The following is a 23570-nucleotide window of genomic DNA, read 5'->3' on the forward strand; positions in this document are numbered from 1 at the left end:
CACAGAAGACTGTCGCATCCGGCGATCAGTTCCCCCACCCGGGGCCGCGGGTCGGGAAAACCCGTGGCCGGGCGGACGGCACCGGCACTAGGCTCCTGCGCTTCGGTGCCGTAGGGGCCAAGGAGGGCACAGGCGTGGGTTCGGGGCGGTTGTACGTCGCCGTCGCGGCGGGCGGCTTCCGGCGGTACGCGACGTACCGGGCGGCGACCGCGGCCGGGGTGTTCACCAACACGGTGTTCGGCCTGATCCTGGTCTACACGTATCTGGCGCTGTGGGACGAGCGGCCGCACCTGGGGGGTTACGACCAGGCGCAGGCCGTCACCTATGTGTGGGTGGGGCAGGCGCTGCTGTCGACGCTGGCCATCGGGGGCGGCGGGGTCGAGGGCGAGCTGATGGAGCGGATTCGCAGCGGTGACATCGCGGTCGACCTGTACCGGCCGGCCGATCTCCAGATGTGGTGGCTGGCGGCGGACGTGGGCCGGTCGCTGTTCCAGTTGCTGGGGCGCGGGGTGGCGCCGTTCGTGTTCGGGGCGGTGTTCTTCCCGGTGGCGCTGCCCGGGGAGCCCGGCCGGTGGGCGGGGTTCCTGGCGGCGGTGCTGCTGGGGATGGTGGTCGGGTACGGCCTCCGGTTCCTGGTGGCGCTGTCGGCGTTCTGGCTGCTGGACGGCGCGGGGGTGGCGCAGATGGCGTCGATCGCGGGGCTGTTCTGCTCGGGGCTGCTGCTGCCGCTGAACGTGTTCCCGGGGGCGCTCGGCGAGGTGGTCCGGCTGCTGCCGTGGTCCTCGCTGCTCCAGGGGCCCGCGGACGTGCTGCTGGGGGAGGCCGATCCGGTGCGGGTGCTGGCGTTCCAGGCGGGGTGGGCGGTGCTGCTGCTGGCGGCCGGGCGGTCGGCGCAGCGGGCGGCGACCCGGCGGGTGGTGGTGCAGGGTGGGTGACGGCGGCCGGGTGGCGACCGGACTGCGGGTGTACGGGCTGATCGCGTGGATGTGGACCCGGTCCACGATGGCCTACCGGGCGTCGTTCGCGATGACGGCGTTCGGGAGCTTCGCGGTGACCGCGCTGGACTTCGTGGCGATCGCGCTGATGTTCTCCCGGGTGGACGCGCTGGGCGGCTGGTCGCTGCCCGAGATCGCCTTCCTGTACGGGCTGTCCGGGGTCGCCTTCGGCCTGGCGGACCTGGCGGTGGGGTCGATGGAGCGGCTCGGGCAGCGGGTGCGGGACGGCACGCTGGACACGCTGCTGGTGCGTCCGGCGCCGGTGCTGGCGCAACTGGGCGCGGACCGGTTCGCGCTGCGCCGGATCGGCCGGATCACGCAGGGCGCGCTGGTCCTGGGCTGGTCGCTGGCGGCCGTGGAGGTGGCCTGGACGCCGGCGAAGGTGCTGCTGGTGCCGGTGGCGCTGGTCAGCGGCGCGGTGATCTTCTGCGCGGTGTTCGTGGCGGGGGCGGCGTTCCAGTTCCTGGCGCAGGACGCCGCGGAGGTGCAGAACGCGTTCACCTACGGGGGGACGACGCTGTTGCAGTACCCGCCGGCGGTGTTCGCGGCGGAGCTGGTGCGCGGGGTGACCTTCGTGCTGCCGCTGGCCTTCGTGAACTGGGTGCCGGCGTCGTACGTGCTGGGGCGGCCCTATCCGCTGCACCTGCCGCAGTGGGCGGCGTTCGCCTCGCCGCTGGTCGCGGCGGGGTGCTGCGCGCTGGCGGGACTGGCGTGGCGGGCGGGGCTGCGTTCCTACCGGAGTACGGGGAGTTGAGCGGGATGGACGGGGACGGCTTCATCCGGGTGGACGGCGTCGAGAAGGTCTTCGCCGTGCGGAAGAGGACGGGATTCCTGCGGCGTGAGCGGCGGGAGGTACGGGCGGTGGACGGGCTGTCGTTCACCGTGGCGCGCGGCGAGATGGTCGGGTACATCGGGCCGAACGGCGCCGGGAAGTCGACCACGGTCAAGATGCTCACCGGCATCCTCGCGCCCAGCGGCGGCAGGCTGAGCGTGGCCGGCATCGACCCGTCCCGCGAGCGCGTCCGCCTCGCCCGCCGGATCGGCGTCGTGTTCGGGCAGCGCACGACGCTGTGGTGGGACCTGCCGCTGATCGACTCCTACAAGCTGGCGCACCGCATGTACCGCATCCCCGACGCCCGTTACCGGGAGAACCTCGACCGCTGTGTGGAACTCCTCGACCTGGGCGGCCTGCTGGACGTGCCGGTACGGCAGTTGTCGCTGGGGCAGCGGATGCGCGGGGACATCGCGGCGGCCCTGCTGCACGACCCCGAGGTGCTCTACCTCGACGAGCCGACCATCGGCCTGGACGTGGTCTCCAAGGCCAAGGTGCGCGGCTTCCTGCGGGAGTTGAACGCCGGGCGCGGCACCACGGTCCTGCTGACCACCCACGACCTGACGGACATCGAGCAGCTCTGCTCCCGCGTGATGGTCATCGACCACGGCAAGCTGATGTACGACGGTCCGCTCACCGGGCTGCACGAGGCGGGGGAGAGCGAGCGGACCCTGGTGGTGGACCTGGCGCGGGAGTTGCCGCCGATCGAGGTCCCGGCGCCCGCCCGGGTGGTCCGGGTGGACGGTGTCCGGCAGTGGATCGGGTTTCCGGCGTCGGCGTCGGCGGCCGGGCTGGTGGCGGCGGTCGCGGCGGCGTATCCGCTGGTCGACCTGTCGGTGCGGGAGCCCGACATCGAGGCGGTGATCGCCAGGATGTATGCGGAACGGGCGAGCGCGTAGTGCCCGCGACGGCGACCTCGTAGGCTGCTGCCATGACCGACGACGCCCCGGAACTGCGCGCATCCGACGCCGATCGTGAACGAGTCGCCGAGATCCTGCGGGACGCCCTCGCGGAGGGCCGGCTGGACATGGCGGAGTTCGAGGAGCGGCTGGACGCCGCGTACCGGGCCCGGACCTACGGGGAGCTGGCGCCGATCACCCGGGATCTGCCGGCCGGCGCGGCCCCGGCGGTGTCGATGGCCAAGGAACCGGCCGGGGCGGGGAGTTGGGCGGAGCGGATCACCGGCGGCGGGGGTTCCTCGACGTGGGCGGTCGCCATCATGTCCGGGTTCCAGCGCAAGGGCCGCTGGACGATGCCCCGGCGGTTCAACTGCTTCGCGTTCTGGGGCGGCGGGGAGATCGACCTGCGCGAGGCGGACTTCGCCGACCGGGAGGTGGTCGTCAACTGCGTCGCGATCATGGGCGGGATGAACGTGGTCGTGCCGCCCGGCGTGGAGGTCGTCGTCCGCGGCATCGGCGTCATGGGCGGCTTCGACCACAGCGAGGCGGGCGTCGCCGGTGAGCCGGGCGCCCCGCGCGTGATCGTCACCGGGTTCGCCTTCTGGGGCGGGGTCGGCGTGGAGCGCAAGGTGACCCGGGCGGAGCGGCAGCGCCTGCGGGAGGAGCGGCGCCGGGAGAAGCTGGAACGCAGGGCGTCCCGGCAGGAGTGGGCCGCCCGGGTCCGCGACGACGTCCTCGACGCCCACCACCGGATGCTGGAGAACCACCAGGAGTTCCGACGCCAGGCCCGCGAGGACCGGCGGGAGCGGCGCCCGCGCGGATCGCGGGGGGAGGACTGAGAGGGCTCGGCGACCGCGGGGGAAAGCGGACTCACGGGGCCCGGCGGTGATCAGAGGCGGGCCGGTGCCGCGCCCCTCAGGCCGCCGAGGTCGACGGTCCCGGCCATCCGGGCGTACCCCTTGTCGCTGGGGTGCAGATGGTCGCCGCAGTCGTAGTCGGCGCGCAGCTTCCGCGGGTCGTAGGGGTCCCGGAGCGTCCGGTCGAAGTCGGCGACCGCGTCGAAGACCCGCCCGGCCCGGATCTCGGCGTTGATCCGCTGCCGTACCGCCTCCCGGGCGGCGCTGTACCCGCGGTGCCCGCCGAACGGCATCAGGGTCGCGCCGGTCACCTTCAGCCCGCGGGCGTGCGCCCGGTCGACCAGGGCGCGCAGCCCGTCCAGGACGGCGTCCGGGTCGGCGAGGGCGCGGTGGCGCAGGATGTCGTTGACACCGAGGTCGATGATCACGGCCCGGACGCCGGTGCGGTCCAGGACGTCCCGGGAGAACCGGTCCCGGCCGCTGGGGTTGTCGGCGGGCCGGCCCCGGCCGCCGGTCAGCACCCGGTTGCCGCTGATGCCCTGGTTGACGACGCTGTAGCGGGGCACGTCCCGGCCCGCCTCGGCGGCGGTGCGCAGGCGCGCGGCGAGCACGTCGGTCCAGCGGCGGTTGGCGTTCTCGGTGGAGGTGGCGCCGTCGGTGATCGAGTCGCCGAGCACCACGACCGTCCCCTCGGCCTCGTCGCTGAGCACGTCCAGCGCGGTCAGGTAGCGCCAGTACGGGGTCCGCTCGGTGTACGGCCCGCCGGTGGTGTCCTCGGTGCGGTCGCCGGTGGCCAGGAAGCTGGTCTGCCGGGCGCGCGGGTGGTGGGTGACCGGCCCGGACCGGGTGGGGGAGTAGGTGGTGACCAGGACGTCGGCGCCGTACGGCACGGTCAGGCGGACCGGGTCGCTCGTCACCTGCCCGCCGGCCGGGACGACGACCCGGTGGCTCCCGGCGAAGGCCAGCTCGCGCATGGTGCCGGGGGCCGCCGCGGCGGTGCCGGTGCGGCCGGCCAGCGCGAGGGAGGCGTGGGTGACGGTCAGCGGGGTCCGGCCGTAGAGATTGGACAGCGTGATGCGGGCACTCGTCCCCCCGGTGCCCGCGTGCACCACGTTGCGTACCGAGCGGCCCGCCAGGCCGGTGGTTTCGGTGCCCGGCTCGGCCGCGGCCGGCGAGGCGGACCAGGCGCCGACCCAGGTGCCGGTGGAGGCGGGCGCCGCCTCGCCGCGCGGGTGGCCGCCGTCGGCCCGCGCGGCGCGGTCCGCGGTGCCGTCGTCGGCCGCCGCACCGACGTATATGCCGACCGACAGCGCCAGCACCGCCGCGAGGACCGCGGCGAGCAGGGCACGGTACTGGGTGGCGGGGGGCCTGCCCGCACCCCGGTCATGACCGGCGGTCATGAGGTGCTGTACTCCTCGGCGGAGGGGAGCCGGGGGCTCCGGTGGCGATGAGCCCATGATGCGTCACGGGCCCGGGGCGCGCGACGCCGTCGTGTCGCCCCTTCCGGACAGACGCCGGGAACTCGTGTTCCGTTCCGGGAGTAGGTCAGGCAGGGACAATGTGTGAGGGATCACCGAACGGGTGGAGCGGATGGAACGGACGAACAACGAACTTCCCGGCGATACGGCGCCCGCCGCGGAGCGGCCCGCCCGCCCCGGCGCCCCCGTCGACCGGGCGATGACGGCGTTCAGCCCGGCGGACGAGGAGAAGCGGCGCGGAGTGCGCCGCATGAAGCTCACCGCCACCGGGCTGCTCCTCTTCGTCGCCCTGGTGTACGCCCTCGCCGAGTGGGCCGCCCACCGGGGCGCCGGCGCCTGGGCGGGCTATGTCTCCGCCGCCGCCGAGGCGGGCATGGTCGGCGCGCTCGCCGACTGGTTCGCCGTCACCGCCCTCTTCCGGCACCCCCTGGGCCTGCCCATCCCGCACACCGCGATCATTCCCAAGAAGAAGGACCAGCTCGGCGTCTCCCTCGGCGAGTTCGTCGGCGAGAACTTCCTCTCCGAGGACGTCGTACGCCAGCGGCTGCGCGCCGTCGGCATCGGCTCCCGGCTCGGCGCCTGGCTCGCCGACCCCGACCACGCCGACCGGGTCACGGCCGAGCTGTCCGCCGCGCTGCGCGGCGCCCTGACCGTACTGCGGGACTCCGACGTCCAGGCGGTGGTCGGCGAGGCCATCACCCGGCGGGCCGACGCCCAGGAGATCGCCCCCGGCGTCGGCAAGATGCTGGAGAGGGTCGTCGCCGACGGCGGCCACCGCCGGGCCGTCGACCTGGTCGTCACCCGCGCCCACGACTGGCTGGTCACCCACGGCGGCTCCGTGATGGACGCCGTGCAGGGCGGGGCGCCCGGCTGGACGCCCCGGTTCGTCGACAAGCGGGTCGGCGAGCGCGTCTACAAGGAGCTGCTGCGCTTCGTCACCGAGATGCGCGACATGCCCGCCCACCCCGCCCGCGGCGCCCTCGACCGCTTCCTCACCGACTTCGCCTCCGACCTCCAGTCCGACACCGACACCCGGGCGCGGGTCGAGCGGCTGAAGACCGAGGTCCTCGGCCGCGGCGAGGTCCAGGACCTGATCGCGTCCGCCTGGACGGCCGTACGATCCATGATCGTCTCGGCGGCCGAGGACGAGCGCAGCGAACTGCGCCTCAGGGTCCGCGCCTCCCTGCTCTCCCTGGGCGCCCGCATGGCCAGTGACCCCAAGGTGCAGAACAAGGTCGACGGCTGGGTGGAGGGCGCCGCCGTCTACGTCGTGTCCACCTACCGGCGCGAGATCACCTCCCTGATCACCGACACCGTCGCGAGCTGGGACGCCGAGCACACCACCAAGAAGATCGAGGCCAACATCGGCCGCGACCTCCAGTTCATCCGCATCAACGGCACGGTGGTCGGCTCCCTCGCCGGGCTGCTGATCTACGCGGTCTCCCGCATGCTGGGGGCGTAGCCGCCCGGCGTGACTTCACCGGTCGAGGGCACAAGGGAGGCGTCCGATCACCCCCGATCGGTGTTCGACGGACGTCCGGTCCGCGTCCGGTCGGCGTCCGCCCGGCGTTCGCTCGACGGAGAGGGAGCCCATGACAGCAGAATCGTCGCCGGCCCCGGTGCCCGCCTCCACCGGCACGGTGACCACCGCCGTGCCGGCCCGCCTGGACCGGCTGCCCTGGTCCCGCTGGCACTGGATGATCGTGATCGGCCTCGGCACCGTCTGGATTCTCGACGGTCTCGAAGTCACCATCGTCGGCAACGTGGCCGGCCGGATCGCCGAGGACGGCAGCGGCCTGGACATCAGCGCCGCCCAGATCACCGGCCTCGCCGCCGCCCTCTATGTGGCGGGGGCCTGCTGCGGCGCGCTGTTCTTCGGCTGGCTGACCGACCGCTTCGGCCGCAGGAAACTGTTCATGGCGACCCTGGTCGTCTATCTCGCGGCGACCGCGCTGACCGCCCTGTCCTTCGAGTCCTGGTGGTTCTTCCTCTTCCGCTTCCTGACCGGCTTCGGCATCGGCGGCGAGTACGCGGCCATCAACTCCGCGATCGACGAGCTGATCCCGTCCAAGTACCGCGGCCGGGTCGACCTCATCATCAACGGCAGCTACTGGCTCGGCGCGATCGGCGGCTCCCTGCTGTCCATCGTGATGCTGAACACCGACATCTTCCCCAAGGACCTCGGCTGGCGGCTCAGCTTCGCCCTCGGCGTGGTCCTCGGCCTGGTCATCCTGCTGGTCCGGCGGCACGTCCCGGAGAGCCCGCGCTGGCAGTTCATCCACGGATACGGCGACGAGGCCGAGACCCTGGTCAAGGGGGTCGAACGCGAGATCGAGCGGGAGAAGGGCGCGAAACTGCCGCCGCCCGCCGGTGAGATCACCATCCACCAGCGCAAGAGCATCGGCTTCGGCCTGATCGCCAAGACCGTCTTCGGCAAGTACCCCCGCCGCGCGGTCCTCGGCCTCTCCCTCTTCATCGGCCAGGCGTTCCTCTACAACGCCATCACCTTCGGCTTCGGCACCATCCTCATCACCTTCTTCGACGTGCCCACCGGCCACACCGGCTACTACTTCGCCGTCATCGCCGCGGGCAACTTCCTCGGCCCGCTGCTCCTCGGCAAGCTCTTCGACACCGTCGGCCGGCGCATCATGATCTCGTCGACCTATCTGCTGTCGGGCGTGCTGCTGTTCGGCACGGCCTGGCTGTTCGACCGCGGCTCGCTGACGGCCACGACGATGACCGCGTGCTGGTGCGTGGTGCTGTTCTTCGCCTCCGCGGGCGCCTCCAGCGCCTACCTCACGGTCTCCGAGATCTTCCCCATGGAGACCCGCGCGATGGCCATCGCCTTCTTCTACGCCCTCGGCACCGCCGCCGGCGGCATCAGCGGCCCGCTCCTCTTCGCCGACCTCACCGAGTCCGGCGTCGTCGGCGACACGGTGCTCGCCTTCCAGATCGGCGCGGGCCTGATGTGCGCGGCCGGCCTGGTCGCGGCGTTCCTCGCGGTGCGGGCGGAGCAACGGTCGCTGGAGGACATCGCCGCACCGCTGTCGGCGGCCGCGCCGACGGGGGGGTCGGGGACGGCGGGGACGGCGGGGTCGCCGGGGACGGGGGCGGCTTCGGTGTGATGCGGGGGGCCGGGGCGGCGTCGGTGTGAACCGGGGGAACGGGGCGGCGTCGGTGTGAACCGGAGGTTGGTGGGGCCGGGAGGCCGGTTCCATCAGCCCCCCGGTCCGTCAGCCCCCCAGTTTCGTCAGTCCCTGGTCCCGTCAGCCCCGCCGGTCCGCGACCGCCCAGGACGCCAGGGCGACGGCGCCCGCGACGCCGAGGACGGCGGGCCAGGCGCCCACCTTCTTGGCCAGCGGATGCGACCCGGCGAACGCCGCCACGTACGCGGCGCTCAACGCCCCCGCCGCCTTCCCGCCCGCCTGCCGCCGCCACTGCTGCGCCGCCGCGGCCCCCGCGACGGCGAGCACCGCCCCGCCGAGCTGCCGCTTGCGCGTCCAGCGGGCCACCCCGTACCCGCCGACGAGCCCGCCGGCCGCGACCACCGCGCTGGGAACCTTCGCCATCACTGCCTCCTCCACGGATGCGCTGCACTGCCACCACCGAGGCTAGACCCCGTTCCCACCGTGGTCGGACCCCGCCCCCACCAGCTCTTCCACCGGCACCTGAGTCGAGGCTTGTCAAGTTTCCTCTCCGGGGCTATATAAGAAGAGACACCACGGGCATCGCACCCAGCGCCGAAGGAAAGGAGTGACCTGTGATGCTCATGCGCACGGACCCCTTCCGTGAATTCGACCGGCTCGCCCAGCAGGTTCTCGGGACCACCTCGCGTCCGTCCGCCATGCCGATGGACGCCTACCGCGCCGGAGACGACTTCGTCGTCCATTTCGACCTCCCCGGCATCGACCCCGAGTCCATCGACCTGGACGTCGAGCGCAACGTCCTGAACGTCCGCGCCGAGCGCACCTCTCCCGCCCCCGAGGGCGCGGAGCCGGTCGTCGCCGAGCGGCCCACCGGCACCTTCACCCGCCAGCTCTTCCTCGGCGAGACGCTCGACACCGAACGCATCGACGCCTCGTACGACGCCGGCGTGCTGACACTGCGCATCCCGGTCGCCGAGCAGGCCAAGCCACGCCGTATCCAGATCACCGGCGGCAGCGAGCGCAAGCAGATCAGGAGCTGACCGCCCCGTTCGCGGAAGCGTCCCGCAGGCCCGGCCCGCCCGGCGCCTGCGGGACGCTTCTCGACCCCGCCCCACCGGAACCGGAGGAGGACACCGCAGATGACCGTGACGACGATGCCGAGCACGACGACGGCACCGCTCGTGGACCGGCCCGGACGGGCCTGGGCCGACCTGATCGAGGAGGTGCGGGAAGCCGGCCGCTACCCCACCCGGGCGGAGGCGGAACGTGTCACCCGCATCGTCCTCTCCGCCCTCGGCGGCCACGTCGTCGGCGACGAACGCGTCGACCTCGCCCAGGCGCTGCCCGAGGAGGCGGCCACCGTGGTCGCCTCGCAGATCCCGGCCACCCGCCCGCTGACCGCCGCCGAGTTCGTCGACTCGGTCGCGGCCCGCATCCCGGGCGCGACCCCGGCGACCGCCCGCTGGGACGTCAGCTCCGTCCTCAGCGTCCTGCCCGGCCTGGTCGGCGACGACCTGGTGACCCGCGTCCTCGCCCAACTCCCGCCGGGCTACGCCCTGCTGTTCGGCCGCGCCGACCTGAGCCCGGCACGCTGAGCCCGGCGCACTGCCCCCGGCACGCTGAGCCCGGCGCACTCGGCCCCGCGCACTCAGCCCGGCGCACCGCCCCGCGTAACCCGCCGTACCCCCCGGCGGCGCCTTCCCGCCCCCACGGCGAAACCCGCAGTACCCCACGGTGACCGGCCACAGCCGACCGTCGGACGGCCGACGACGGTCTGGCGGTGGCCACCGCCCCGCCGCGATGCTGGAAGACCGGACGACACCGGACGACACCGGACGACACCGGACGGCACCGGACACGGGCCGGCGGACACGGGGGCGGTGCACAGGACACGGGGCGGCGGACAAGAGGGAGCGGTCAGTGATCAAGGTCAGCATCGTGGTGCCGGTCTACAACGCGGGCCCCTACCTGGAACGCTGCGCCCCCTCCCTCCTCGGCCAGACCATCGGCCGCGACGCGTACGAGATCGTCTACGTGGACGACGGCTCCACCGACGGCTCCGGCGCCCGCCTCGACGCCCTCGCCGCCCGCCACCCCGGCCGGGTCCGCGTCGTCCACCAGGAGAACTCCGGCTGGCCCGGCCGCCCCCGCAACGTCGGCGTCCGCGCGGCCCGCGGCGAGTACGTCCAGTTCGTCGACCAGGACGACGAACTGGCCCCCGACGCCCTGGAACGCCTCCACCGCTTCGCCGTCCGCAACCGCTCCGACATCGTCCTGGGCAAGGTCGCCGGCACGATGGCGGACCCCAGCAACGTCTTCAAACGCACCGTGGACCGCTGCACCGCGGCCGACGCGCCCCTCTTCGAGAGCCTGACCCCGCACAAGATGTTCCGCCGGGACTTCCTCCTCACGCACGGCATCACCTTCCCCGAGGGCCGCGTCCGCCTGGAGGACCAGATCTTCATGGCCCGCGCCTACGTGCGCGCCGAGACCGTCTCCATCCTCGCCGGCCGCCCCTGCTACCTCTGGAACCGCCGGGCGGACGGCGGCAACACCAGCTCCCGCGCCACCTCCCCCGAGACGTACTACGGCCACTTGCGCACGGTCGTCGAGGAGATCAAGAACGGCACCGAACCCGGCCCCCTCCAGAACCACCTCCTGCGCCGCTCCTACCGCGTCGAACTCCTGCGCCCGGTCACCGAACCCCGCGTCCTGCAACGCACCGGCCCCGCCCTGGAGCGCTACTTCACGACCGTCCGCGACCTCGCCCTCGACGCCTACCCGCCGGGCGTCCGCGACGGCTTCCCGGCGCTCACCAGACTGCGCGCCACGCTCCTGGAGGAGGGCCGCCTCGACTCCCTGGTCGAACTGGCCCGCCGCACCCGCCGGATCACCCCCCACGTCACCCTGGACGACGTCCGCCGCCGAAACGGCCGCCTGCTGCTGACCACCACCACCTCACTGCTCCGCCCCGACGGAGAACCCCTCACCCTCCACGAACGCTACGGCCGCCTCCTCCTCGACCCCGACCTCCTCGACGGCATCAAGGGCGCCGAGAACTGGGAGGTCCCGCACCCCCTCGCCTACGCGTACGGCGAACTCCTCGTCCAGGACACCGACCGCGACCAGTGGTGGTTCCCCGAAGCCGACCTCACCCCCCGCACCCGCCCCCTCGGCGCAGGCCGCCACCAGGTCGTCGTCTCCGGCACGACGGTCATCGACCCCGCCACCCTCGCCGACGGCACGGCCCTCCCCCCGGGCGCCCATCTCGTCTGGGCCTCCGCCCAGCTCCTCGGCATCGGCCGCCGCGCCCGGATCACCCGCCCGGCCACCGACCGCCCCTTCCTCCCCGCCACCCGCGTCGCCACCCCGCCCCGCCTGCTCCTCCCCACCTGGACCGCCCCCCACGGCCAACTGACCCTCACCGTGGGCCCGCCGGACCACACCTCACCCCTGGACCACGTACTCCTGCACACCGCCACGTCCCCCCATCTCCGCCGTCGGGCCCGCACATTCGTCAAACGGCTGCCCCCACCCGTTCGCTCCCGCATGGCCCCCTTTGCCCGCCGATTCACCCGTTCGAGTAGGTGAACGCGTGCGTGTGACGCCTGTCCGTCGTTGCTCCGGGCAGGCCCGGCCCCGCGGGCCCACGTACGACGAGGAGACTCCGATGACCAGCCAGAACCCCGGCAAGCCGCCCACCACCGCGCCCCGCACGGCCACGGTGGACGGCGGCGCCCGCGTGGCGTACTGGGAGTCGGGCCCCCCCGACGCCGAACCGATCCTTCTCCTGCACGGCTACCCGGCCAACCACCGCTGCTGGCGCCACCAGATCCCGCCGCTGGCCCGCACCCACCGCGTCATTGCCCCCGACCTGCTCGGCTGGGGCGCGTCCGACCGCCCCCCGCACCTCTCCTTCGACTACGACACCGAGGTCGCCCGCGTCGGCCTGTTCCTGGACGCCCTCGGCATCCGGTCCGCCAACCTCTTCGGCCACGACTACGGCGGCTTCCTCGCCCTCGGCTTCACCCAGGCCCACCCCGACCGCGTACGCCGCCTGGCCGTCCTCAACAGCCGCGCCCAGGCGTCCTTCTCCCACCCCTGGTACGAGGTCTTCTCCTTCCTCACCCTCGCCGGCCGCACCCCCGGCGTGCGCTCCCTGGTCCGCCACCTCCCCTTCGCCACCCTGCACCGCCGCTCCCTCACGCCCCTCTGCCACGCCGGCCACCTCGACCCGGAGACCCTCGACACCTACGTCGACTGGATGGCCGGCCCCGACGGCAGCCGCTGGCTCCTGCGCTTCTTCGCCGACTACCGCACCTCCCCCCGCCCCGAACTGCGCGCCCGCCTCGCGGAGATCACCTGTCCCACGGCCGTCATCTGGGGCCGCAAGGACCCCTACCTCGCCCCCGGCATCGCCACCGACCTGGCCGCGAACATCCCCCAGGCGGAACTGACCATGCTCAGCGACGCGGGCCACTGGCTCCTGGACGAACAGCCCCAGACCACCACAAAGGCCCTCCAGCACCTCCTCACCAGAAGGCCGCGCCCCTGAATCTTTCCCGGACCTGTCACACTCCCGCCCGCCCCTCCGTCATAGCTGCGTAAGCACCTCACGACGTACGCGCACGACCCCCGGAGGAGACACCATGGAAGCCCGCATCGACCTCTTCGCCAACCCGGTCACCAGGAAGCTGTTCGGCCACTTCCAGGCGGCGGGCAAGGTCCTCACGGACTCGTCCCTGCCCCAGGCCACCCAGGAACTGGTGAAGATCCGCGCCAGCCAGATCAACGGCTGCGGCTTCTGCACCGACATGCACACCAAGGACGCCGCCCACGCCGGCGAGACCCCGGTACGCCTCAACCTCATCGCCGCCTGGCGCGAGGCCACCGTCTTCACCGACGCCGAGCGCGCCGCCCTCGAACTCACCGAACAGGGCACCCGCATAGCCGACGCCGCCCCCGGCGTCACCGACGAGGCCTGGTCCAACGCCGCCAAGCACTACGACGAGGACCAGCTCGCCGCCCTCCTCTCCCTCATCGCCCTCATCAACGCCTACAACCGCGTCAACGTCCTCGCCCGCCAGCCGGCGGGCAGCTACGAGCCGGGCATGTTCGGCTGACCCACCCCGGGCGCCGCCCTGCCCCGCCAGCGGCGGCGCCCCAGGGTCAGTACACCCTGCTTCCATAGGCCCCGACACGGCGACACCCGGCCGGGGAGGGGACCACATGGGCGCCTGGGGCCGCGGAAACATCAAGAGCGTTACGGCGCTGGATCATCTTCGCCGAGCGCTTCTCACCGTCGCCTCGCCCTGACAGTGACGGTCCTGCTGCGCATGGCAGAGGCCATGAGGCCGCGGGAAGATCGAACCGAAACGCTCATCCCACCCACGCCCTCGCTCACCGGCCACGAGCCTCCCGCTTCGGTCGTACGGTCAAGTCAACGCCCTTCAGGAGAGCGAGGTCGAAGTCCGGGTCGGCCCGGGGCAGCGGTACGGGCGCCACGGGCGCGTGCGCCCAACGCACATGTTGTTTCCCCTGGTCCACGCACAGCACGAAATGTTCCGCTCCAGGCCGCCCCGCCGCGTCGAAGGCGCTGACCAATTGCTCGATCCGCTCCCACAGGTTCATGGGGCCGCCCTCGCGTACTCGCCAGGAGTCACCCTCCGGAACAAGGCTGGCCGCCGACCCGGACACGACGTCGATGAGGTGTACCGCGCCACCGTTCATGAGCAGTTGAGCGGATGGCAACGAGCACTGGACCAGGAAGCGCAGCACTGACGCCTCGGCGGTCGAGGCGGTGATGCGCTTCGGGCTGTGCTGGGTCGAACGGGCCTGTGCTGTGAGACCAGCGGTCCAGTCGGCGGGATGACCGAACACAGGCGGCGTGAGAGTCCGAGCCGAGGTGAAGGAGACCGTACTCGGCAACAGTGAACCCTCGGCCGCGCCGTCCTCGGACACGGTGAGCAGGACCCGAGCGTGCCCACCCAACCAGCCCGAGAGCTGGAGCAGCACCTTCCCACCCGGGCGCGTCTGGGCGAGCAGCGTCTGAGGTACGGACCGGAAGGAGCAGGCGGTCACGATGCGGTCGAACCACGCTTCCGGCCAGTATCCGTACCTTCCGTCCGCCACGGCCAGGGTCGGCGTGTAGCCGCAGTCGTAGAGCGCGTTCGCCGCCACATCCAGACGACGCGGGTCGATGTCGACACTCGTGACGTGCGAGGAACCCAGTCGCTCGCACGCCAATGCCGTCGCGTAGCCGGACCCCGTGCCGACCTGCAAAATCGTGTGGCCTTCGACCACTTCGGCGTCGGACCACATCCGTACGGCAGACGAGGGCAGCGTGGACGAGGACACAGGCGGCCCTCCCCGGCGACCCCGGGGGACGAACCGGTGTCGTGGCACCGTCTTCACCGCCGTACGCCAGCCCGGATCTCCCGCCACCCCCTCGCCGTCGAGCGCGGTCACCGTCGCTCCGGTCTCCGCACCGGTACGCGTTGCCATCGGCCTTATCCCTCTTCCACCAGCGGCACAGGACACATGCCGTCGATGTGTTCGTGGTGCTCGTCCAGCATCGACCGCCCTCGATCCAGCAGGGAGACGATCAGATGGGGAGCGCACAGATCGCCCTCGTAGCGCGGTGGCACGACCCAATACGTGCCGGGCGGCTGCTGTCGGTCGAGACGCGGCACACCCAGATACGTACCGTGGCCGAGGCACACGGTAGTGGGCTCGTACGCCCAGTCCAGGCCAGCATGGGCTTGGATGAGGGCGTAGTACGTCCCCCCGCCCACTCGCCGGTCGTAAATGATCGACCCACCGAGCGACGTACCGAGCGCCACGGCCACGTGGTCCCTGTCCTCCGTCTCGACGGCCGCGTGCACGATGCCAGCAGGCATGCGCACCGCCGCGAACCGCCCACCGAGCGGCAGCAGTGCGACTCCGTTGCTGTCCCACTCCCGCCACGCCGCTTCCGGCGTCGGGTGAGTGCGCGCGAGCCACTCCGCGATGGCTCTGTCCAGACCTTCTTGTGCGTACACGGCCTGCCTCTCGTCGCTTTGACGGATACGTGCAGGGCCCAGATTTCACGATGCGCTGCCTCCTCTACGAGGACTCTTAGAGGCCATCTAGAGGACGTGAAGCGGCCGTTATCGGCACTTGGAGGGTCAAACGCTGCCGCGGACAGGACCCACCGTGAGAAGGTCGAAACCGTCGACAGCAGGAGGTCTCTCATGCCCAGGCCCGTAGGCAACGTGCGACTCAAAGCCGCCCGTGTGGCCGCCGGTTACAACTCTCAACAGGATTTGGCCGACGCCCTCACCGACCACGCCAAGCGCATGGGGATGCGCGGCCTGTCCATCGGGGTACGCCAGGTGCGCCGGTGGGAGTCGGACACCCCGCCCTGGCCGCAACCGGACTGCCAGCGAGTGCTCGTACACCTGCTGGGGCAGGACATGGAGGCCCTGGGCTTCACACCCCCTTGGGGCGAAGTCGACGGCCGAACTCACGACGTCGTCCGCCGCCCGCTTACCGGAGGGACGGCGGCCTTGAGCGTGGCGGCAGTGCCACCCCGAAGGACCGCCGCCACCGTGCAACCGGCCTCAGCGGGCACGGACTACGAGACCGTCACCCGGGCCCATCGGCGCCTCTACTGGTCGGTCGCGCCGACCCAACTGCATCCTGCCGTCATGGCACACGCGGCGCTGGGCCGCGCCATGCTCCCGGAGACTGCGGAGACCACCCGTCGAGTCGTCGCCACGGCTCTGGCGGAGACGTATCTCCTCGCGGGCAGGATCGAGTTCTTCGACCTGAGCGAACCGACCGCCGCGCACGACACTTTTCTCCTGGCCCTGCAAGCCGCCGGTGAGGCCGATGACGCGCTACTGGGCGCAGCGACCCTCGCCCACATGGCTTTCGTTCCGGGCTGGGCAGGAGACCGCGATGGAGCCCAGGAACGCGTCATCGCCGCCCGCACCTACGCTCGCCGCGCCGAGGCATCGGCCGAGTTCCTCGCCTGGTTGGACGCGGTGGAGGCGGAATGCGAAACCCGGTGCGGTGATACGCGCACAGCCTTGAACCTCATCCGTCACGCCGAGGACATCCTCCGGGACGGCAACGAGTACGCATCACCGCCCTGGATGGACTGGTTCTCCCCGGCTCGGCTCGCGGCTTTCAGGGGCAACACCCAACTGCTCGCCGGACATCTCCCGCAAGCACGTGAGTCACTGCTCGAAGCCCTGGACGCCTTGGCACCCGGCGAGGAGAAGCAGCGCACAGTCGTTCACGGCGACCTGGCGGCTGTGGAAGCCGCCTCCGGCAACCCGGCCGCGGCGTGCGACTACGCGGGCCGAGCCCTCGACCAGTTGGCCGTCACTTGGTACGCGACAGGGATGGATCGAGTACGAGAAGTACGCCGCGCGCTCACCCCGCACCAACACGAGCGGTGCGTCCGCGACCTGGACGACCGCCTGTACGACTGGTCGACCACGCTCAGTGCGCTGAGCCGTTGAACTGCCGCACGCACTCAGCCAGTTCCAGAAGCCCTTCGACATGGAAGGTCGGCATCTCCCTCGCTGCCGCACTGCCCCACTGAATGGTCGCCCAAGGCCCCCGACGCACCAGTGCGGTGTGCATTCCCGCTTCCCCCGCCGGCTTGATGTCGTTGTCGCATCGATCGCCGACGTACAGGATCTCGTCGACCTCGAACGGCACGACGTCGGCCACCCGCTTGAAGAACTCGGGGTCAGGCTTGGCGGCACCCCAGTCGTCCGACGTGCCGATCAGATCGACGTCGTCGGAGAACAGCTCCCGCAGTATCCGACCGGCCCGGACAGTCTGATTCCCGGCGATACCGAGCCACAGGCCGTCCCCGCGCAGGCGCTGGAGCGCGGGGCGGACGTCCGGGTACAGGTCCTCTTCCCCGAACGTCTCAGGTCGCCCGGCAGCGGCCCGCTTCTCACGCTCGTCGTACAGGTCGAACCCGGGCCGAAACTCCTGGAACGTCTCGCGGTAGTCGCGCCCCTGAGCGATCACGGCACCGAACATGGCATGAAACGTATGCCGAGGCACACCCAGCCAGTCCGCCCACGTCCCGTACTCCCGCGTCTCGTCCACGAGACATTCCCCGACATCGAAGACCACTGCGCGAATCATGACGGCAGGCTACCGAGGCGCTACCCAACCTGGACACCAGGTTGCTCGTCGCTGACTCACCCGCTAGCAGTTGCTGACGTATAGTCATACAGGCCGTAAGATCGATGCTTCTGAGTCTCGCTACTCGCATCCTGATCGCAGCTTGGACGGACGGTCTAATGACAAGCGCCTATGAGTCAGATCCCATCTTCGAGACGGTTCCGCGACAGCTCTCGAACCTAGTCACGCGTATCCATGGGCGAGAGATAGCGCTCCCGAACTTCCAGCGCGACTTCGTATGGGACGCGACTCGAACTGAGGAATTGATCCAGTCGATCATTTCTGAATTTCCGGTGGGCACCCTCCTGCTTTGGAAGCAAGGGGGCGGTGAAACGTTCGCGAGTCGTAGTTTCGAAGGCGCTCCTGACTTGGGAGATAAGAAGCCTTCGGAACTTGTCCTAGACGGTCAGCAACGACTTACAGCACTGTATCAAGCGTTGACCGGCGTGGGAGACGAGCGTTTCTATCTGAAGATAGATGAATTCGTTGACGTGGCAACAGATTACGTCAAAGATTTCCACGAGGTGGATTTTGACAAAGCTGTGACTTCTGTGCCTGTCGCGGCCGGCAAGGGGCAAGCCAAGAAGAATGATGAACTGCTAGAAGCTTCACATTTCCCGGTATCTGAGGTGGGTAAGTTCGATGACTGGCTTGACGAGTACGTGGATGAGGTAACCAGCGGTGATTGCACTTACGGCCCGAAGCGTTTGAAGTCCTTGTATCGGAGAATGCGGGACAAATATGTGGTGCCGCTTCGCTCTTATGGAGTCCCGGTTCTCACTCTTCCGGAAGCTACGCCGATAGAGGCGGTTTGTACCATATTTGAGACGCTGAATCGTACCGGTAAGCCGCTTGGGCCATTCGAACTCCTCACGGCTCGTTATTTTCCGCAGGGGGTCAACTTGCGCGACTTGTGGGACGAAGCCCTCGGAAATTACAAAGCGTTGATTGACTTCAAAGTTGATCCGTACAGTGTCCTGCAGGCCGTCTGTTTGCGTGCGCACGGGTCAGCTCAGCGGTCTGACGTTCTGAAGAAGTTGACGGCGTCTGACATATCTGCGCACTGGTCATCCGCTGTGAAGGGGGTAGCCGGAGTCCTTGACATGCTGCAGTCTGACTGTGGTGTAGTCGCCCCGAAGTGGCTTCCGTATGGGATGCTGCTGATACCCATGGGAGCTGTCTGGGCAGAGATCCAAAAGCTGGAACCTCTTGATCGCGCGAACGCTTACACGCGTCTCCAGCAATTTTTCTGGTGCAGTGTGTTCACTACTAACTACGATCAGGGGGCCAATAGTCAGGCGGGTGCTGATTACTCTCGTCTGAAGGAATGGGCTGTTAGGGGAGATGGACCCGCACCTGAAGCGGTCGAGGAACTGCCGTTGACTGCCTCTACTCTGCAATCCGCGTCTGTACGCAGAAAGGCATTGTACTGCGGTTTGATGTGTTTGCTGGTGACAATGCGTGCCGAGGACTTTCATACAGGTCAGGCCATGACGCCGTACAGGGTAAGGGAAGTTCGAATAGACTCGCATCACATATTTCCGAAAGCGTACTTGTCGCGAGTTGGTGCGAAGGAAAGCCCTGAACTGCTTCTGAATAGGACGCTAATCGATGCAGAGACGAATCGAATCATAAGAGATAAGGCGCCGAGTCAGTACCTTAGTGAAATGGCGACTGCGTACGGAGAGGACAAGCTGCAGTCAGTTCTCTCATCTCATGCCATCGAAAGTGGTGCTAACAGTGGACTGGCTATCGATGACTATGCCATGTTCTTGGATCAGCGTCTTTCGACCGTGATGCAACTAATCGAACGCGTAACGGGTCGTAAGTTGGAGTGATGAGTAGCGGGTGACCCTACGACGCTGGCTTCGTCACCGGTGTGTGAGTGACCTAGAAAGCTTCGGCACCCTGCCTATCTTCCGCTAGCAGGGTGCCTGAGGTGTCGACGGTCGTATTAGTGTGCTGGCCACATTTCAAAACCTCTGGCGAAGGTGGCCAGCTCCTTTTCCTCAGCGCGCGAGGTTGGGAAACGCCCCCTCGATGATTTCGAGCAACTTGCGGGCGGATTCGGCGTCGAGTTGCAAGCTGCCGCTCTGTGGAACCGTACGTGTCCAGTTGGAGGACGCGTCGACCGTCGACCGTGAAAGTGCGGTAGCCGCACGTGACGGGCCCGTGCAGTTTCTGGGTATCGGAAGTCACTGACTGAAACGTCTTGATCAAAGCCATGAAGATACTTTGTCATGTGAGTTGGCGGATCACCATGGGGTTGCCGTGGTCCCTGTTCCCGCACCGATGCGGTGTTGGTGGCGAGTCGAGTGCCTGTGGGGAGGCGATGCTCCTACCGCGCTGATGCGGTCTTCACCCCATGACACTCCCCATAGACCAGCCCCGACCCGCACCAACACCCCGCCCCCCGCTCCGGCGGCCAGGCCACCGCCCGGCCTCGTGCCGCCAGGGTCGTCGCGTACTGGGGGAGGAGGGATGCGTCCGACGGGGAGGTGGACTCCGAGGCGGCGAAGGCCTCGTAGGAGGGGACCGTGCCCTGGACGACGCCGAGGTTGCGGGTGCCGGAGGCGGCCAGTTCGCGCAGGGCCGACTCTATGGCCGCGAGGTGGGTCTCGTAGGAGGGGTATTCGGCGGTCAGGGTGGGATACGCCTGGAGGAGTTCGGTCAGCTCGGCGGCGGGCCAGTGGAGCATGGCGACCGGGAACGGGCGGGAGAGGGCCTCGCGGTAGGCGCCGAGTTCGGCGCGGAGGCGGGAGATCTCGGCCTCCAGTTCGGCGGGGTTGGAGGAGCCGAGGGACCACACGCGCTTGGGGTCGTGCAGTTCGTCCAGGGAGACCGGCATGGAGTGCAGGGTGTCGGCGAGGGTGTCCCAGTCGTCGTGGGGGAGGCCGAGCATGCGGCGGACGCGGTGGCGGCCGAAGAGGAGGGGGTGCGTGGCGTACGGGGGTTCGGCGACGTCCGTCAGGAGGAGGCGGGCACCCTCCGTGAACGTCTCCTGGGCCGCTTCCAGCTCGTCGTGGGCCTCCAGGGACTCCGCGACGATCACCCACGGGGCCGGGTCCCGGGGGGCCGCCGCGCGGACGCCGTCGATGATCGCGCGGGCCTCGGCCTCGTGGTCGTACTCCCACAGGTTCGACGCCTTCAGGGCGCGGACCAGGGCCGGGTTCTCCAGGGTGCCGGGGGCGGAGAGCAGCCGGTCGTAGAGGGTCGTCGCGGCGGGGCGGTCGCCGGCCAGTTCGAGGTGGGCGGCGGCCCGCAGCAGCAGGGCCTCGGCGTCCTCGGGGTACAGGCCGGCGGTCCGCTCCAGGCGTGCCGCTTCGGCGGTGTGGTCGACGTTCTCGGCAGGCGTGTCGGGGCGCATGGGGGACACCGTACTGCCGCCGGGTGACAGAGGTGAGGAGCCGGTCCCCCTACCGGTTCGCCCCCAGTGGTTCGTCTCCGGCCGGTTCGCTCCCGACCGGTTCCGTTCCAGGCGGTTCGCCTCCGGCTCGTACCGCCCTTGCGGTCTGTTCGCTCCCGACCGGTTCCGTTCCAGGCGGCTCGCCCCCGGCCCGTACCGCCCCGGCGGCCGGTTCGCCCCCGGCCCGTCCCCCCTGTGGCCGGTTCGCCCCGGCCGGTTCCCCCGGCGGCCACGGCCGGGGCGTCGTCCTCACGCCCCGGTCGTGGTGCGTGCCCTCTCCTTCAGGAGGGCCAGGCCCACCGCCGCCAGGGCCGACAGGCCCGCCGAGACCGTGATCGCCAGGTCCGCGCCCCGCCCCGGGGCGCCGGCCGAGGTCGTGATCGCGATGGTGAGGGCGACCCCGGCGCAGGAGCCGATGTAGCGGAACGTCTGCTGCGCGCCCGAGCCCATCGCGGCGCGGGCCGGCGGCACCGACTCCACCGCGAGCAGCGGCAGCGCGGCGTTGAGCAGGCCGCTGCCGACGCCCGCGACGATCAGGCCGGGGAGCAGCCGGTGCCAGGAGCCCGCGTCCAGCGCGCCCAGCATCGACAGGGCGCCGGCGGCGTGCAGCAGGAAGCCGAGGGCGAGTTGGTGGCGGGGCGGGACGCGGCCGGCGAGGCGGCGGGCCTGGAGGGCGACCGCGAAGGAGAGGCCGGACCAGAGCAGGAACAGCCAGGCGGTGTCCATGGGGGACATGTCCAGTGCCTGTTGCAGCAGCGTCGGCAGGAAGCTGAACAGGCCGATCACCGCGAGCCCGGTGAACAGGCCGCCCGCGGAGGAGGCGAGGAAGAGCGGGCGGCGCAGCAGGGCCAGGTCGATCATGGGGGTGGCGGACCGGCGTTCCACGAGGGCGAACGCGGCCGTCAGGACGATCGCCGCCGCGAGGAGCAGCAGGACCGGTGGGCGCAGCCAGCCGTCCCGGCCCAGGGTGAGGGCCGCGACCAGCGCGATCAGTGCCGGTCCGAAGGTCGCGGCCCCGGCGAGATCCGGCCGTCCCCGGCGCGGGGAGCGGGACTCGGTCAGCCCGCGGACGCCGAGCGCGGCGACGATCAGGGTGGCGGCGCCCAGGACGCCGTACCCCAGGCGCCAGGACGGGATGGAGCCGGTGACCAGCGGGCCGACGGCGATGCCGCCGCTGACGAACGCGCCCCACACGCCGGTCGCGCGCAGCCGCCCGGCCGGGGTGGGGAAGGCGTGCGCGAGCAGGCCCAGGCTGCTGGCGAGGAGGGCCGCGCTCGCCGCGCCCTGGGCGATCCGGGCCAGGGTGAACAGCCAGGTCGAGTCGGCGAACGCGCCCAGCGCGGTGGTGAGGCCGAGCGCGAAGGTGCCCGCGACGAAGATCCGGCGGCGGCCGTGGTCGTCGGCGAGGCTGCCCGCGACCAGGAGCAGCGCGGCCAGGCCCAGCGGGGTGCCGTTGAGCAGCCACGCCTGGGCGGACGGCGGGGTGTGCAGGTCGGCGGCGGTCTGGGGGAGCGTGACCATCGGCGCGGTGTACGTCATCAGGGCCAGCGCGGTGGCGGCGCTGGTCAGGGCGAGGGTGCGGCCGGGGTGCGGGGGCGCGTCGCGGGCCGCGCGGTCGTGCGGTGGTACGGCGGTGGCGGCGGGGGCGGGGGCCGCCTCCGTGTCGTTGCCCGTACTGGTCATGGCCGGGTGGTCCTTCCCGTCCGCGGTCGGGCCGCGGCACGTCGAGAGGGCACTGCGGGGAATGGGACATGCTCCGGTTCAGTGAACGAACCGACGGAGGGTCACGCTAGCACTGTTGGTTCTGTCATTGAACCTATGAGTCGGAAAGTGGTTACAGTGGACGGCATGGCTCTGGGCAAGGACTACGCCAAGCAGGAGTGCTCGATCGCCCGCGCGCTGGAGGTCGTCGGCGAGCGGTGGACGCTGCTGGTGGTGCGCGACGCCCTCTACGGCGTGCGGCGCTACAACGACTTCCTCGTCCACCTCGGCGCCCCCCGCGCCGTCCTCGCGGGCCGCCTCCAGGCGCTCACCGCCGAGGGCATCCTCGAAAAGCGCCGCTACCAGCAGTCGCCGCCCCGCGACGAGTACGTCGTCACCGAGCGCGGCCTCGCCCTGTGGCCGACCCTGTGCGCGCTCGGCGTCTGGGGCCGCGAGCACTACGACACCACGCCGCTGCGGATCTTCCGGCACGCGGACTGCGGCTCCGGACTCGGACGGTACGGCGAGTGCCCCGCCTGCGGGATCGTCGTCCCCGTCGCGGACGTCGAGATGCTGCCGGGACCCGGACTCGACCCGGACCCGGCCGACCCGGTCAGCCGCGCGCTGCTCCGCCCGAAGCGGATGCTGGAACCGGTGATCACCGATCCCGCGTCCTGATGACCGACGCCCCAAGGACGCTATAGCCTTCGGGGAAACGCCGGTCGGGGAGGAGGGAATCGACGTGCCGCACGGCCTCTCGCGCCCGCGCCCCCTCGTCCTGCTGCTGGTCCTCCTGCTCCAGGTGGCCCTGGTCGACGCCGGCAGCCTCTCCGCCACCGTCGCGCTGGCCGCGACCGCCGCGGCCGGTTCCGCGCTCGCCCTGTGCGCGGTCCTCGCCGCGCGTCGCGTGCCCGCCGTGCCGCCCGCCCGGGTCCGTACGGCCATCCGCGACCGCGACCGGCGTACCGCCTTCCTGCCCCAGCGCGATCCCGACGCCGCGGGCCGCCGCCGGCCCCGAGCGCCCGGCCGGGCCCTCCCGGCGACCGCCGCGTAAGAGGGCACCA

Annotated in this window: 22 protein-coding genes; 15 read left to right on the forward strand and 7 right to left on the reverse strand. The window is 70.8% G+C overall.

Annotated features, from left to right (window positions below; all coding sequences use genetic code 11):
• The first annotated feature begins 134 nt into the window (after positions 1–134).
• Genes ACFY32_RS32145 through ACFY32_RS32160 form a run of 4 tightly spaced genes read left to right on the forward strand, consistent with a single transcriptional unit; the run spans position 135 to position 3565 of the window.
• A complete protein-coding gene (locus ACFY32_RS32145; RefSeq protein ID WP_390676150.1) occupies positions 135–935 on the forward strand; it encodes an ABC transporter permease in 801 nt (266 codons plus the stop codon).
• Between the two features lie 49 nt (positions 936–984).
• Positions 985–1749: an ABC transporter permease gene (locus ACFY32_RS32150; protein WP_359192680.1), complete on the forward strand. Its 765-nt coding sequence runs from the start codon at positions 985–987 to the stop codon at positions 1747–1749.
• A 5-nt stretch (positions 1750–1754) separates the two neighbouring features.
• Entirely contained in the window at positions 1755–2726 is a 972-nt protein-coding gene (locus ACFY32_RS32155) for an ATP-binding cassette domain-containing protein (protein WP_390676151.1), read from the forward strand.
• A gap of 32 nt (positions 2727–2758) precedes the next feature.
• A complete protein-coding gene (locus ACFY32_RS32160; protein ID WP_390676152.1) occupies positions 2759–3565 on the forward strand; it encodes a DUF1707 domain-containing protein in 807 nt (268 codons plus the stop codon).
• Between the two features lie 50 nt (positions 3566–3615).
• Here the strand turns inward: ACFY32_RS32160 and ACFY32_RS32165 are convergent, their stop codons facing one another.
• The gene (locus ACFY32_RS32165) at positions 3616–4983 is read right to left on the reverse strand and encodes an SGNH/GDSL hydrolase family protein (protein ID WP_390676153.1); all 1368 of its coding nucleotides are present in this window, start codon (positions 4981–4983) and stop codon (positions 3616–3618) included.
• A gap of 190 nt (positions 4984–5173) precedes the next feature.
• Here ACFY32_RS32165 and ACFY32_RS32170 point away from each other — a divergent pair, with 190 nt between their 5' ends.
• Together ACFY32_RS32170 and ACFY32_RS32175 are read left to right on the forward strand one after the other, a co-directional pair.
• A complete protein-coding gene (locus ACFY32_RS32170) occupies positions 5174–6523 on the forward strand; it encodes a DUF445 domain-containing protein (RefSeq protein ID WP_359192520.1) in 1350 nt (449 codons plus the stop codon).
• Positions 6524–6653: 130 nt separating this feature from the next.
• The gene (locus ACFY32_RS32175) at positions 6654–8186 is read left to right on the forward strand and encodes an MFS transporter (RefSeq protein WP_390676154.1); all 1533 of its coding nucleotides are present in this window, start codon (positions 6654–6656) and stop codon (positions 8184–8186) included.
• Positions 8187–8327: 141 nt separating this feature from the next.
• Here ACFY32_RS32175 and ACFY32_RS32180 read toward each other — a convergent pair whose 3' ends face one another.
• Entirely contained in the window at positions 8328–8630 is a 303-nt protein-coding gene (locus tag ACFY32_RS32180; RefSeq protein WP_359192515.1) for a hypothetical protein, read from the reverse strand.
• Between the two features lie 194 nt (positions 8631–8824).
• Here ACFY32_RS32180 and ACFY32_RS32185 point away from each other — a divergent pair, with 194 nt between their 5' ends.
• From ACFY32_RS32185 to ACFY32_RS32205, 5 genes are all read left to right on the forward strand, one after another.
• Positions 8825–9247 (forward strand): Hsp20/alpha crystallin family protein, encoded by a 423-nt coding sequence (locus ACFY32_RS32185; protein WP_359192512.1) that lies wholly within the window; start codon positions 8825–8827, stop codon positions 9245–9247.
• Between the two features lie 99 nt (positions 9248–9346).
• Positions 9347–9802, forward strand: coding sequence for a DUF2267 domain-containing protein (locus ACFY32_RS32190; protein WP_390676155.1), 456 nt, complete (start codon positions 9347–9349; stop codon positions 9800–9802).
• A 325-nt stretch (positions 9803–10127) separates the two neighbouring features.
• A complete protein-coding gene (locus ACFY32_RS32195; protein ID WP_390676156.1) occupies positions 10128–11798 on the forward strand; it encodes a glycosyltransferase family 2 protein in 1671 nt (556 codons plus the stop codon).
• 79 nt (positions 11799–11877) lie between these two features.
• A complete protein-coding gene (locus tag ACFY32_RS32200; RefSeq protein WP_359192505.1) occupies positions 11878–12762 on the forward strand; it encodes an alpha/beta hydrolase in 885 nt (294 codons plus the stop codon).
• Positions 12763–12856: 94 nt separating this feature from the next.
• Complete coding sequence (locus ACFY32_RS32205) at positions 12857–13330, forward strand: carboxymuconolactone decarboxylase family protein (protein ID WP_359192502.1); 474 nt, start codon at positions 12857–12859, stop codon at positions 13328–13330.
• A 277-nt stretch (positions 13331–13607) separates the two neighbouring features.
• On the opposite strand, the gene ACFY32_RS32210 is transcribed toward ACFY32_RS32205, so the two are convergent.
• Positions 13608–14711, reverse strand: coding sequence for a methyltransferase domain-containing protein (locus ACFY32_RS32210; RefSeq protein WP_390676157.1), 1104 nt, complete (start codon positions 14709–14711; stop codon positions 13608–13610).
• Positions 14712–14716: 5 nt separating this feature from the next.
• The gene (locus ACFY32_RS32215) at positions 14717–15106 is read right to left on the reverse strand and encodes a hypothetical protein (protein ID WP_390676158.1); all 390 of its coding nucleotides are present in this window, start codon (positions 15104–15106) and stop codon (positions 14717–14719) included.
• A 333-nt stretch (positions 15107–15439) separates the two neighbouring features.
• Between ACFY32_RS32215 and ACFY32_RS32220 the strand changes: the two genes are divergently transcribed.
• Positions 15440–16717, forward strand: coding sequence for a transcriptional regulator (locus tag ACFY32_RS32220; RefSeq protein WP_390676159.1), 1278 nt, complete (start codon positions 15440–15442; stop codon positions 16715–16717).
• Here the strand turns inward: ACFY32_RS32220 and ACFY32_RS32225 are convergent.
• Complete coding sequence (locus tag ACFY32_RS32225; RefSeq protein ID WP_390676160.1) at positions 16698–17360, reverse strand: HAD family hydrolase; 663 nt, start codon at positions 17358–17360, stop codon at positions 16698–16700. The two genes, ACFY32_RS32220 and ACFY32_RS32225, sit on opposite strands and share 20 nt — an antisense overlap.
• Before the next feature lie 158 nt (positions 17361–17518).
• On the opposite strand from ACFY32_RS32225, the gene ACFY32_RS32230 reads away from it, so the two are divergent.
• The gene (locus ACFY32_RS32230) at positions 17519–19237 is read left to right on the forward strand and encodes a DUF262 domain-containing protein (protein ID WP_390676161.1); all 1719 of its coding nucleotides are present in this window, start codon (positions 17519–17521) and stop codon (positions 19235–19237) included.
• Between the two features lie 500 nt (positions 19238–19737).
• On the opposite strand, the gene ACFY32_RS32235 is transcribed toward ACFY32_RS32230, so the two are convergent.
• Positions 19738–20766 (reverse strand): SEC-C domain-containing protein, encoded by a 1029-nt coding sequence (locus tag ACFY32_RS32235; RefSeq protein ID WP_390676162.1) that lies wholly within the window; start codon positions 20764–20766, stop codon positions 19738–19740.
• A 288-nt stretch (positions 20767–21054) separates the two neighbouring features.
• On the reverse strand, positions 21055–22488 hold the full coding sequence (locus ACFY32_RS32240; RefSeq protein ID WP_390676163.1) for an MFS transporter: 1434 nt from the start codon (positions 22486–22488) through the stop codon (positions 21055–21057).
• Between the two features lie 165 nt (positions 22489–22653).
• Between ACFY32_RS32240 and ACFY32_RS32245 the strand changes: the two genes are divergently transcribed.
• Together ACFY32_RS32245 and ACFY32_RS32250 are read left to right on the forward strand one after the other, a co-directional pair.
• Positions 22654–23184, forward strand: coding sequence for a winged helix-turn-helix transcriptional regulator (locus ACFY32_RS32245; protein WP_390676164.1), 531 nt, complete (start codon positions 22654–22656; stop codon positions 23182–23184).
• Between the two features lie 64 nt (positions 23185–23248).
• The gene (locus tag ACFY32_RS32250; RefSeq protein ID WP_359192458.1) at positions 23249–23560 is read left to right on the forward strand and encodes a DUF6412 domain-containing protein; all 312 of its coding nucleotides are present in this window, start codon (positions 23249–23251) and stop codon (positions 23558–23560) included.
• Positions 23561–23570 lie beyond the last annotated feature (10 nt).

Origin of the sequence: Streptomyces sp. NPDC000134, assembly GCF_042899225.1 — a bacterium.
Lineage (GTDB): Bacteria > Actinomycetota > Actinomycetes > Streptomycetales > Streptomycetaceae > Streptomyces.

Excerpts from the sequence above, each read along its gene's own strand:
- ACFY32_RS32150 (WP_359192680.1), top strand. The coding sequence starts at position 985 with ATGTGGACCCGGTCCACGATGGCCTACCGGGCGTCGTTCGCGATGACG.
- ACFY32_RS32155 (WP_390676151.1), top strand. The coding sequence starts at position 1,755 with ATGGACGGGGACGGCTTCATCCGGGTGGACGGCGTCGAGAAGGTCTTC.
- ACFY32_RS32160 (WP_390676152.1), top strand. The coding sequence starts at position 2,759 with ATGACCGACGACGCCCCGGAACTGCGCGCATCCGACGCCGATCGTGAA.
- ACFY32_RS32165 (WP_390676153.1), bottom strand. The coding sequence starts at position 4,983 with ATGACCGCCGGTCATGACCGGGGTGCGGGCAGGCCCCCCGCCACCCAG.
- ACFY32_RS32170 (WP_359192520.1), top strand. The coding sequence starts at position 5,174 with ATGGAACGGACGAACAACGAACTTCCCGGCGATACGGCGCCCGCCGCG.
- ACFY32_RS32175 (WP_390676154.1), top strand. The coding sequence starts at position 6,654 with ATGACAGCAGAATCGTCGCCGGCCCCGGTGCCCGCCTCCACCGGCACG.
- ACFY32_RS32180 (WP_359192515.1), bottom strand. The coding sequence starts at position 8,630 with ATGGCGAAGGTTCCCAGCGCGGTGGTCGCGGCCGGCGGGCTCGTCGGC.
- ACFY32_RS32185 (WP_359192512.1), top strand. The coding sequence starts at position 8,825 with ATGCTCATGCGCACGGACCCCTTCCGTGAATTCGACCGGCTCGCCCAG.
- ACFY32_RS32190 (WP_390676155.1), top strand. The coding sequence starts at position 9,347 with ATGACCGTGACGACGATGCCGAGCACGACGACGGCACCGCTCGTGGAC.
- ACFY32_RS32200 (WP_359192505.1), top strand. The coding sequence starts at position 11,878 with ATGACCAGCCAGAACCCCGGCAAGCCGCCCACCACCGCGCCCCGCACG.
- ACFY32_RS32205 (WP_359192502.1), top strand. The coding sequence starts at position 12,857 with ATGGAAGCCCGCATCGACCTCTTCGCCAACCCGGTCACCAGGAAGCTG.
- ACFY32_RS32210 (WP_390676157.1), bottom strand. The coding sequence starts at position 14,711 with ATGGCAACGCGTACCGGTGCGGAGACCGGAGCGACGGTGACCGCGCTC.
- ACFY32_RS32215 (WP_390676158.1), bottom strand. The coding sequence starts at position 15,106 with ATGCCTGCTGGCATCGTGCACGCGGCCGTCGAGACGGAGGACAGGGAC.
- ACFY32_RS32220 (WP_390676159.1), top strand. The coding sequence starts at position 15,440 with ATGCCCAGGCCCGTAGGCAACGTGCGACTCAAAGCCGCCCGTGTGGCC.
- ACFY32_RS32225 (WP_390676160.1), bottom strand. The coding sequence starts at position 17,360 with ATGATTCGCGCAGTGGTCTTCGATGTCGGGGAATGTCTCGTGGACGAG.
- ACFY32_RS32230 (WP_390676161.1), top strand. The coding sequence starts at position 17,519 with ATGACAAGCGCCTATGAGTCAGATCCCATCTTCGAGACGGTTCCGCGA.
- ACFY32_RS32235 (WP_390676162.1), bottom strand. The coding sequence starts at position 20,766 with ATGCGCCCCGACACGCCTGCCGAGAACGTCGACCACACCGCCGAAGCG.
- ACFY32_RS32240 (WP_390676163.1), bottom strand. The coding sequence starts at position 22,488 with ATGACCAGTACGGGCAACGACACGGAGGCGGCCCCCGCCCCCGCCGCC.
- ACFY32_RS32245 (WP_390676164.1), top strand. The coding sequence starts at position 22,654 with ATGGCTCTGGGCAAGGACTACGCCAAGCAGGAGTGCTCGATCGCCCGC.